Raw genomic sequence first — 10,357 nt, forward strand, 5'->3', positions numbered from 1 at the left:
AAATTACATCTGTTTTTATAACCAAGATCGAATTCAGGAAAAATTGAACTACCTGTCTCCATACGAGTATGGGAAACAGGTAGCCTAGGTGCTTTTTCAACGTCTCATTAATTAGGGTCAGTCCACTAGTAGCCGTTGGGGGATTTTTTGCTAGCATCAGAAAGCTGGCAGAGGACAGGTCTTTCTTGTCATCGAATGTCGGATTAATATGGGCCCCAGTTAATCAGGACCCCGATCACGATAAATACGATGGAGAGGACTGTCCATACCGCTGTGAGTGGAAGCATGAACTTCAGCCACTTGCCGTAAGAAATGCCACTCATCGCCAAAATACTCATCAGAACACCTGAGGTCGGGTTAATGCAGTTGACCACACCTTCTCCGAGCATCAGTGCCTCGACTGCTACCTGGCGCGTAATGCCCATCAAGTCAGCCAATGGTGCCAACAACGGCATCAACATAACGGCTTCACCTGAACCGGACGAAATCAAGAAGTGCAGCCCGGCGCTTCCGAGGAACATCCCAATTGCCCCAGCCATCGGGGAAAGCGGCTCCAGAACGGTAGCGAGCCCGTACACGATGGTATCAAGGAACTTCCCATCTTCCAAAATGACCGTGACCGCACGTGCCATACCAACAATCAAAGCCCCATAAATCAGTCCCTGACAGCCTTTTAAGAACGTTTTGGCGATATCGTTGCCACTCATCCTGTTGAGCAAGCCTACCCCGATCGCAATAAAAATAAAGATTCCGGACATCTCGTTTACGTCCCATTTGAACAAGATCGTGCAGACAATAAAACCAATCAGAACGATCCCCGTAAACGCAAGGATCAATTTGTGACGCGTAGTAAAATCAACATTTTTCGTGTCTACTTCCATCGTGGTTGAACCACTATCAGAAGGAAAGAGCTCACCCTCCAAGATACTGTTGTTTTGACGAACCTTACGCGCGTAACGCCCGATGTACAGGATGGTAACGATCACAAACGTAACATAAATGATGGTGCGGTATCCGATACCCGAAAACAGCGGCAGCTCAGCAATTTCTTGGGACAAGCCCAGTGTTCCCGGAAAAGCGATTGTCGTATTAAATCCGGCATACACCCCCAGATAAATCAGAGCCACACCGAAGATCGCATCCATTTTCATCGCTCTCGCAATCATGATGCCGAGTGGAACGAAGGCAATGACGGAGTTGACGATCACACCCAACGTACCCAGTACGGAAAAGACGGAAGTGATCAAAATAACCAGCAGCCACTCTCTATGTCCCAGTTTTCGGACCATAGTCAAAATCGCTGCGTTGAGTGCACCTGTCTTATCCAAAACAGCTAAAGCCCCTCCTGTAAACAAAACGAGGAAGATGATCGGCGCGCCTTTGACCATCCCTGTCTGGATCGCGGTAAAAAACTCGATAAAACCTGTAGGATTCGGCTCCACCGCATGATAGCTGCCCGGGACAACTGTCGTCACGTTGCCGTTTTTTACACGCTCAAATTCTCCTGTCGGGACCACATAGGTAGCCAACGCACATAGAAGTAAAATGCAAAACAAAAGGACGTAGGCGTCTAGCCGAAGTAAGCTTTTCTTTTTTAGTTGCTTGCTCTCTGTCATAAGGTAACCCCCTGCGTGTGTAGCGCTTCTCTAAGAATGTTGGGCTGCTTCATAAATCGCAGCTGTCATGATTTTTGCCCCATAAATCAAGGCATCCGTCTGAAAAGTCATCTGTGGATGATGCAGAACAGGTGTGAGCCCACACCCCAGACCAATCATCGTGGTAGCCAGCTCAGGACGGTGAATCGCGTAAAAATGGAAGTCCTCTCCGCCTGGCGTCACACATATATCGGCAATTTTGTCCTCACCCAGCACTTGCCCAATTGCCTTTTTGGCTACTTGGATCATGCTCGCATTGGCGACCGCAGCGGGTGTGACTCCCGACCATTCCCACTCGACATCCATGCCCATCAAAGCCCCTGTCTGACTCATGGCATGCTCGGTTTTTCTCCGTAATTCGGCCATGCCTTCATTAGACTGTGCACGTACATCGAGGCTAAAGGTCGCTCGATCAGGGATGACATTCACCGTTTCTCCCCCTGCTTGCAATTGGGTCATCTTTACGGAAAAAGAGCATCCATCTTCCAAACGAATGTTTTGCAACGCCTGAACCAAAAACGAAGCGGCTTCGATGACATTTTTTCCGAGCGCCGGACGTGCTCCGTGAGCTTGCAGACCTGTAATCGTCCCCCTGATGGAGCTAGACGATCCATGCAAAATCGCTGGAGCAGCGCTGCCATACGCGACTTCCATTTCCGGGCGCAGATGGACGCCGATCAGCTTTGTCACGCCTTCAAGGGCACCATCCTTCATCATCTGCAAGGCTCCGCCCATCTTCTCCTCAGCAGGCTGGAATAGAAAGCGCATCGTTTTCGGCGGCACCCCCCCGCTTGCTTGAATAGCCAGGGCACTGTAGAGAGCAAGTGTCGAGTGAGCATCGTGTCCGCATGAGTGATTCGGTCTCACCACGCCGTCCACTTCCTGCACAAGTGCATCCATATCCGCGCGCAATGCCACGATCTCAGCACTCTCTCCAGGAATCTCCGCATAAAAGCCGTGGTGCCCCTCAAAGCCTGTGACGGCAATACCAGCCGCCTCCAAGCGTCCCCGCAAATATCTCGCCGTTTTCTCCTCGTGCCAGCTCGGCTCCGCCAATTGATGCAAATCTTTGTATGTTCGCACTATTTCGTCGCGATGCTCGTCCATGTATAAGAACGGATTCATCCGATTCATCATCCTCCCTGATGTCTATCTCTAGTATCTCGGTTTGCTCTACCGAATGTATAGCAAGATTTGTGCCAAAACCATATTGTTATAAAAGTTAAGCATTTCTGAACAATTAAGGATTTTTAGGTTATAATATAGGTTGTTTTTACGGATATCTGATCCAATATTTTCACCCAAATCTAAAAGCTTTTCGGCAGATATAAAGGAGTCGCATCATGATAAAACAGAAACCATGTATCTTGTTGATGACCAGGCTGGAGACGATCAGCTTGCTGTTTGCAAACACGCTCACGTCTTTTTTCGGAAACCGCTTGGCCATCATTCGAAACCACATGCAAGAACGGCTTCACCCGAGTGTGTACGATGAAGTTGATCTCATCCTTGTTTCTGATACCAGTCTTTTGCAAGATCAGCCAGTTCCTCAACCAGACATCCCCGTGCTGCTAGCAAGGCGTACGATTGACATTAACAAATTGGATCAACTCATGGACTTGCCGCCAGGAACGCGCTGTCTATTTGTTTCCAACTCCATCGAAATGGTAGAAGGCGCGATTGAGCTACTGTTTCATCTCGGATTCTCTCATCTGACATTTGTACCCTACGTACCCGATACCGAGACTCCGCTCCCTGAAAAAGACCAAATAGATGTCGCTGTCTGTCATGGGCTCAGGGAGCTGATTCCTGCTCATTTCGAAAACGTCATTGAGTTGGGGCACCGCCCTTTGGATTTGACGACGATCTTTGATATTTCGCGCCTGCTTGATCTGTCTCCAGATAAGGCAAACCTGTACACGGCTGACTTCATCAGTGATTTCGTCCATATCGGGCGCAAGCTGACCAACTCGGTACACAATGAACGGAAGCTGAATGAAAAGCTGAGCTCCATTTTAAATGCCGTTCATGAAGGCATTATTGGTACAGATGCCGCAGGGAATATCACTGTGCTGAACAAGGAAGCCGAGAAAATTTTGCATATGACTGAAGCAACTTGCATCGGGCGAAATGTAGCAGAAGTCATTCCCGAATTTCTTATTCTGGAAGTAGTCGAGTCACACACGGAAGTAACGAAGCAAGTATTGGAATACCGCGATTTGTACCTCTTGGTTACCAAGATTCCCACGTTCTTGGATGATCAGTTTCTTGGCGCTGTCATTACCTTTCAGGACGTGACGAAGGTACAGCAGATCGAACAGGAAATACGGACGAAGAGTGCCAATCTCGGACTGATGACCAAGTACTCGTTTGACAATATCATCGGCAAAAGCCCGTCTATTCAGGCCAACAAGCGAGTCGCGACCAAGCTTGCCGAAAGTGACTTTACGATTCTCATTACAGGGGAAAATGGAACCGGGAAAGAAGTTTTTGCCCAAGCCATCCATCAACACTCGACACGCCGTGACGGTCCGTTCGTCCCCGTCAATTTTGCAGGGCTGACCGAGAGCTTGGTAGAGAGCGAATTGTTCGGGTACGAGGAGGGTTCTTTTACAGGGGCACGAAAAGGCGGAAAGATGGGGCTATTCGAGCTGGCTCACAACGGAACCATTTTTCTGGACGAGATTGGGGATGCCCCGCTTAGCATTCAGGCGTCATTGCTTCGCGTTCTCCAGGAAAAGCAGGTCATGCGCGTAGGGGGCTATCGCGTCATTCCAGTCAATGTCCGCGTCATCGCGGCTACGAATTGCAACTTGATGGAAATGGTCAAAAAAGGGACATTTCGCGAGGATTTGTACTACAGACTGAACGTTCTGCCTCTGCACATCCAGCCCCTGCGTGATCGTCCCGATGATATTTTGGTGCTGATCGATTATTTCTTGCAGAAAAAAAAGCAGCGTCTGTCCTTCTCACGAGAAGTGACGGAACAGCTACTCCGTTACGATTGGCCAGGCAATATTCGCGAGCTGGAAAATTTCATTCACTATGCAGTCGTCATCGCAGAGGGGAATCAGGTGGAGCTGTCTCATTTGCCAGAGCGTTTTTTTGCGGGACATGTCTCTACTCAGCCACTTCTCTCTCACCGGGATGATAAGCTGGAAGATACAATCCGGTATTTATCCAGGCAAGGCTCCTTGGTAGACTACGCGGCGATCCTGCAAGTACTGTCCGATTGCTATCAGCGTCAGGAACGGATTGGACGCAGTGCCCTGCTCGCGAGAATGGAGGGTCCCTCCATGACTGAAGCCCAAATCAGACACAAGCTGACCGTGCTGGACCGCTCTGGATGCGTCTCCATCGGGGTCAAGAAGCAAGGGACGCAGATTACTGCGTTTGGGCAGCAGGTGTTAGCTGCTTTGCTGAGTAAGGACAAGGGATAATTATAGTTGTCTTCCAACAGATGTGGAGCCCGAAGCCCCGTAGGAAGAAGTGCATTTCCAGTCCAAGCGCCTTTGGGGGCGTAGGCCGAAGCGTAGACTGGAAATGCACTTCTTCCTTCCCCTACAGCATATCGATACCAGCCTATGAAAAAAAGCGGCAGGCTTTAGCTCCTCCGCTTTAGATATTCTATTTAGGCAGTCACAATAGGAGTCTCTATTTTTTCTGGTTGAATCATAGGCAAAATAGGCAGCTCCATCAAATTCCGATGCTTGCCCGGCCCGTAATAATCCTGCTCAGCATGAGCCAGACGGAAGCCATAGGCAGACAGCGCACGAATAGAGGATGCATTCGTTTCACTCACCGTAACCTGCACGGTACGAAGTGTTGGAAACTGGCGCAGGGCTTGCAGTCTGGCTTCGATTAGCCGCTTGCCGATGCCTTGCCCTTGGAACTCCTTGCTCACATTGCTGAACAGAAGCCAGCCAGTCGTCTGATACATATCAATTCCGGCACAGCTAAAACCGATGAGCTGGCCGTTGTATGTCGCCTTGAAAATCAGCTCAGGAAACAGCTCCATATACTTTTTCAGCTCATGCAAGTTCATTCGATCGGGTAATGTCATATCCGCCAACGTAATCATTTCCGCAAAATCATCTCTTACGACGCGCTCAATCCGCACTTCCACCCTACCCGCCTCCTGTACATTCGCTCTTACATTTACACTATAGCAAACAGGTATAAAGCTGGAATGGATGGCGTGTGAAGGTCATGTAAAATTCGCGAGCCAGTGGCTATTTTAGCGGAATATAGATGCTCATCTTTATCGCATCTGGGAAACGAGAGCCCCACACATCTGTCACTTCGAAATCGGGTCCCTCGCCTCTCTCGTAATTCGAATTCGGCAACCACGTCCCGTAAATGTACCTGCGTGTGTTTTGCACAAGATCGACCTCCCCGTTCACCTTGAACTCCGCATATCTCCCCGAAGGCAGCGCAAGTGAAATGAAGCCCTCAGGCAGTTCTTCTGGAAAGCCATGCACAGCCTCTCCTACAACAAAGGAAAAGCTACCGTCATCCTCAAATTCGCAGGAGATTCCGTACGACATGTCTGCCGCCGCTTTATTGGGAATCCGCAAAAAATCTTGATTGCTGCCAAACGCTTGATAGAAGCCCGGGATGTCCGTGAAATACTTTTCCTCCTGCAAACTCGTTCGGTATCTGCGCCCAATGATTAAAATTTCATCCAATGTCGTGATCGTCGGTTTGTTCATCGTGATCTCTCCTTTGATCGTTTGGCGAAAGGCCAAGAAGTCCATCTTGGCTAGATAAGGCAGCGAATGATTTTCTTTGCGATATCTTCCAGGTGTAATCCCGAACTGCTTTTCGAAAGCGCGAGTCAATGCTTCCTGCGACTGGTATTGATAGGCCACAGCAATTTCGAGCACATTGTCACTTGTCTGTTTTAGCGCAAGTGCAGCTTCCGACAACCTGCGCTTGCGAATGTACTCCTGTACGCTGAAGCCTGAGATTGCCTGAAACAGCCGCTGAAAATGAAACGCAGAGAAATGCGCCCGTGAAGCAATATCTGTGATGTTCATTTCTTCCTGAAGATGCTCTTCTACAAAATCAATCGCGTCCTGAATCCGCTTGTACGTGTCCATCTTTGACTTCCTTCACCTATTTTTTCTTTATTATGCGGGAGATCCCGAGCGTTTTTTTGATCAACTGTGCTATCTTTCTAGCTTTACGTCGTCAGCCGCTCTACCAATTCGGGCGACAGTTCCTTCTCTTCCTTTCTCCCATCCAACTGCTGTGCCCAAATCCGCTCATGGAGCATCTCAAATGCGTATTTTCCCATCAACATACTGGAGCTGGATACAGTGGTGATCTCTAGTAATTCTCCGATTGGCTGATCATCGCAACCGACTACGGCTAAGTCTTCCGGTACGCGAATCCCCCATCTGCTGGATTCTTTGATGATCCCTGCCGCTATATGATTGCACGATACGATCATTGCTGTCGGCCGCTCTTTTGATTGCAGCAATTTCCCCACGACATCCTTGCCGTCCTGGATCGTTAAACACTCTTCAAATGACCACTCAGGCGAGGGTGTCACGTCAATCGAATGCAGCTTTTCGTAATAGGCACGTTTGCGATGCTGACTGTTAAAGCTGTTCTTTCTGCCGATGCAATACCCGATCCGGCGATGCCCCTTCTTCATCAGATACTCCATCCCGATCAGAAACGTTTGATAGTGGTCGATATGAACACTCGAAACAGATGTGGTATCATTTGCTTCACACGTGATGATAGGTCCGTATCCTGCGTATTCATTGAGCGTTTCGCAAGAGCTGGATCTGGAACACATGATGAGCCCGTCGATTTTTTTATTTTTGAGCAAGTGTAAAACGCTGCGTTCTTGCTCAGGATTGTTATTCGTTTGGCACACCATCAGCTTGTAATGATGCTGGGCTGCTTCTGCTGCTATCCCTTCAATAATGGAGCTGTAGTATTGGTTATTGACGAGAGGCAATGTCACACCGATGACCATCGTTTTTCCGGTAGAAAGGTGCACCGCATTACTGTTTTGAACATAATTTTGTTCTTCAATAATCTTGAGAATCTCCGCGCGTTTTTTCTCATTCACGTACGGATGGTTGTTTAGCACACGGGAAACGGTTGAAACGGATACACCTGCCAATTTTGCGATTTCTCTTATGTTAGCCACTCAGATTACTCCTCGAAGTCGGATCAGTACTAATTACATACATCAAAACACATTCCGCTTGCTCTGAAAAGCGTTCCACATCTTATGCTCTCCTTATGTAGAATGAAAGGAGTCGTGTTTTGTGATTCGCTTAAAATTTGAATATCTCTTGTTTATCGTAGGCTTATTGATTTTGGCGCTCGGGATCAACATGATGACGACCATTACATCCTTTGGTCTTAGCCCGTATGATTCTCTGTTTATTGCCCTGTATCAAAACTTCGGGATATCGATTGGCTTCTGGATGTTTGCCATTAACCTGACCTTTGTCATCATCGTCCTTTTCATGGATCGCAGTTATATTTCTGTCGGTGCCATTTTGGTCATGGTGCTGATCTCCGTCTTTGTCGATTTGATTGGGTCCATCGATGGGCTCATGGCTGCTATCCGTTCATTGCCGCCGCTTCTGACCATGGCACTCGGAAACATTTGCATCGGCAGCGGTATCGGGTTGTATGTGTGTACGCAAGTGTGCACTGCTCCCCAAGAGGCATTTGTACTGGTTATGTCGAAAAGATTAAAGTGGACATTCAGACGGACAGAAATTTTGCTGGCGTGCATGTTTCTTAGCGCAAGCTTCCTGTTAGATGGCCCGATTTATTACGGAACAGTCGTGCTGTCGTTTACGACTGGCTACATTATTCAAGCAGCAATCAACGTCGGGAATAAAATGCTTCGTCTCGTCAATCAAACGAAGGGGGCGGAGGCATAATAGGAGGAAAGCCTTGAGAAATTTTCGACCAAAAGCTGTGTGTTCGCTTGCAGTGAGCCTGTTTCTATTGCTTGGCGGTTGCTCCTCTTCCACTGGTCTCGTAAAAGCTGGCGGAGATGTTTTTGCCCAGAGCGAAATTCACAGACTGACCCAAGATCCTGAAAACGTGACGCATTACCAGCCGATGAGTATTCAGGAAATAACACCGCTATTGCCTTCGTCTCTCCAAAGCCGCATCAAGCAACTGGATAAAACGAAGCTGCCTTTTCCTGTCGAAAAAGAGTTGGCCTATCTCGTCTCATTCTCCTCAGGCTCCGAAAAAGAAATACGACACCAGCTACAGCTGACATACGCGCAGGATAACGAAGTCCCTCTTACGCAAGACTTCTTCATCGTACGTATGACGGAGACAGATGAAAACCCCTTGGCCCATGTGAAGCCATCTGCTTCTGGACTGGATTCGTTTGGGAACGTCATGCGCGTCGAGCCATTGACCGACGATATCACTTTCTATCATCATATCATTACGACAAACAGCTCTTATGTGTATAACTTTTACAAATATGATGATAAAAATCACGCAGTAAATCTGATCGTCACAAACGCCCATGAGATGGAGTTCTATGATCAAGGAATCTTGTATCATCTCGCGTACCACGCCGGAAGCAATCTACTGGATCCTACCCTTCATGATCAGATGGTAGCGCTGGCGAAAGATTTAATTTCTGTGCGTTCCTAAATGAAAAAGAAGGATTCCCCTGTCGCTCATAAGACTTGCAGGCGGAATCCTTTTTTCTATCTCTTGACCTTCACGTGGCGTGAGGCTTTACCATATTTTCCAGTACGATCAAGTAACTGGAGGATAAACGATGCCAAACCACGAACAAATTTACAAAACTCAAGCGGAACAGTACGATTTGATGATTTCCAGACAATCTAGTCTGCTCGCTGTCATCGAAGAAATCACCCCTATCAAAGGACAGGACGTGATCGATCTGGGAGCTGGCTCAGGTAGACTTACGTCTGTGCTTGCCCCTTATGCCAAGTCCATTCTGGCTATGGATGCTTCCGCCGCTATGCTAGAAGTGAATGCACAACAGCTGACGCAAGCCGGTCTTTCCAATTGGAAAACCAGCGTAGCGGATCATCGAAATATTCCCGCGGAAGATAACAGCGCGGATGTCATCGTAGCAGGGTGGACGGTCTGTTACCTCACCAGTTCTGAAGTTCCCAACAACGAGCTCAATCTTGAAAAGATCATTCTTGAGATGAAGCGCGTGCTTCGTCCTGGTGGCACGATCGTCATCATGGAGACGATGGGGACTGGATATGAAACACCTCATCCACCCGAATTTCTTACGCAGTATTATTCCTTGTTAGAAAGCAAATACGGTTTCTCTCACAAATGGATTCGCTTGGACTATCAATTTGCAGACTTGGAAGAAGCAGAACGGCTAGCAAGATTTTTCTTTGGGAATGAACTTGCGGACAAAGTCGTTGTAGAGAAGCTAGTAATTTTGCCGGAATGCGCGGGGATTTGGTGGCTGGAGGTATGATTGCAAAAAGGCCAACGGAAGACCCACATGGAATAAAAACACACAAAAAAGCCATCCTGCTCGGATGGCTATCTCATTCCCTGAAAACTGAATACGCATGATTGCTAAGTGTGTGGATAAGTCCTCGACCGATTAGTATTCGTCAGCTCCACGCGTTACCGCGCTTCCACACCGAACCTATCAACCTCATCGTCTATGAGGGGTCTTACCAGCTTGCGCTGTGGGA

General features: G+C 48.1%; 10 protein-coding genes and 1 rRNA gene. 5 read left to right on the top strand and 6 right to left on the bottom strand.

Going from position 1 to position 10,357, the window contains the following annotated elements; all coding sequences use genetic code 11:
- Nucleotides 1-7: 7 nt before the first annotated feature.
- Entirely contained in the window at nt 8-88 is an 81-nt protein-coding gene (locus M3630_RS31285; RefSeq protein ID WP_353057225.1) for an IS3 family transposase, read from the top strand.
- A gap of 115 nt (nt 89-203) precedes the next feature.
- Here M3630_RS31285 and M3630_RS30300 read toward each other — a convergent pair whose 3' ends face one another.
- The gene (locus M3630_RS30300; protein WP_251254647.1) at nt 204-1,616 is read right to left on the bottom strand and encodes a YfcC family protein; all 1,413 of its coding nucleotides are present in this window, start codon (nt 1,614-1,616) and stop codon (nt 204-206) included.
- A gap of 30 nt (nt 1,617-1,646) precedes the next feature.
- On the bottom strand, nt 1,647-2,780 hold the full coding sequence (locus M3630_RS30305; protein WP_251254648.1) for a M20 peptidase aminoacylase family protein: 1,134 nt from the start codon (nt 2,778-2,780) through the stop codon (nt 1,647-1,649).
- A gap of 218 nt (nt 2,781-2,998) precedes the next feature.
- Between M3630_RS30305 and M3630_RS30310 the strand changes: the two genes are divergently transcribed.
- Nucleotides 2,999-5,095 carry a sigma-54 interaction domain-containing protein gene (locus tag M3630_RS30310; protein WP_251254649.1) on the top strand — a complete coding sequence of 699 codons (2,097 nt, stop codon included), beginning with the start codon at nt 2,999-3,001 and terminating at the stop codon, nt 5,093-5,095.
- Nucleotides 5,096-5,286: 191 nt separating this feature from the next.
- On the opposite strand, the gene M3630_RS30315 is transcribed toward M3630_RS30310, so the two are convergent.
- The 3 genes from M3630_RS30315 to M3630_RS30325 all read right to left on the bottom strand — a co-directional run bounded on the left by M3630_RS30315 (nt 5,287) and on the right by M3630_RS30325 (nt 7,824).
- Nucleotides 5,287-5,781 (bottom strand): GNAT family N-acetyltransferase, encoded by a 495-nt coding sequence (locus M3630_RS30315; protein ID WP_251254650.1) that lies wholly within the window; start codon nt 5,779-5,781, stop codon nt 5,287-5,289.
- 106 nt (nt 5,782-5,887) lie between these two features.
- Nucleotides 5,888-6,757: an AraC family transcriptional regulator gene (locus M3630_RS30320; RefSeq protein ID WP_221868366.1), complete on the bottom strand. Its 870-nt coding sequence runs from the start codon at nt 6,755-6,757 to the stop codon at nt 5,888-5,890.
- A gap of 83 nt (nt 6,758-6,840) precedes the next feature.
- Nucleotides 6,841-7,824, bottom strand: a complete 984-nt coding sequence (locus tag M3630_RS30325; RefSeq protein ID WP_251254651.1) for a LacI family DNA-binding transcriptional regulator — start codon at nt 7,822-7,824, stop codon at nt 6,841-6,843.
- A 121-nt stretch (nt 7,825-7,945) separates the two neighbouring features.
- On the opposite strand from M3630_RS30325, the gene M3630_RS30330 reads away from it, so the two are divergent.
- From M3630_RS30330 to M3630_RS30340, 3 genes are all read left to right on the top strand, one after another.
- The gene (locus tag M3630_RS30330; RefSeq protein WP_173611219.1) at nt 7,946-8,575 is read left to right on the top strand and encodes a YczE/YyaS/YitT family protein; all 630 of its coding nucleotides are present in this window, start codon (nt 7,946-7,948) and stop codon (nt 8,573-8,575) included.
- A 13-nt stretch (nt 8,576-8,588) separates the two neighbouring features.
- Nucleotides 8,589-9,314 (top strand): hypothetical protein, encoded by a 726-nt coding sequence (locus M3630_RS30335; protein ID WP_251254652.1) that lies wholly within the window; start codon nt 8,589-8,591, stop codon nt 9,312-9,314.
- Nucleotides 9,315-9,444: 130 nt separating this feature from the next.
- Nucleotides 9,445-10,131 carry a class I SAM-dependent methyltransferase gene (locus M3630_RS30340; protein WP_251254653.1) on the top strand — a complete coding sequence of 229 codons (687 nt, stop codon included), beginning with the start codon at nt 9,445-9,447 and terminating at the stop codon, nt 10,129-10,131.
- A gap of 112 nt (nt 10,132-10,243) precedes the next feature.
- Here the strand turns inward: M3630_RS30340 and M3630_RS30345 are convergent.
- Nucleotides 10,244-10,357: ribosomal RNA gene (locus tag M3630_RS30345) — 23S ribosomal RNA — on the bottom strand; the annotation flags it as partial.

The sequence above is a fragment of the Brevibacillus sp. MER 51 genome (genome assembly GCF_023714195.1).
GTDB lineage: Bacteria > Bacillota > Bacilli > Brevibacillales > Brevibacillaceae > Brevibacillus.

Excerpts from the sequence above, each read along its gene's own strand:
- M3630_RS30300 (WP_251254647.1), bottom strand. The coding sequence starts at position 1,616 with ATGACAGAGAGCAAGCAACTAAAAAAGAAAAGCTTACTTCGGCTAGAC.
- M3630_RS30305 (WP_251254648.1), bottom strand. The coding sequence starts at position 2,780 with ATGAATCCGTTCTTATACATGGACGAGCATCGCGACGAAATAGTGCGA.
- M3630_RS30310 (WP_251254649.1), top strand. The coding sequence starts at position 2,999 with ATGATAAAACAGAAACCATGTATCTTGTTGATGACCAGGCTGGAGACG.
- M3630_RS30320 (WP_221868366.1), bottom strand. The coding sequence starts at position 6,757 with ATGGACACGTACAAGCGGATTCAGGACGCGATTGATTTTGTAGAAGAG.
- M3630_RS30340 (WP_251254653.1), top strand. The coding sequence starts at position 9,445 with ATGCCAAACCACGAACAAATTTACAAAACTCAAGCGGAACAGTACGAT.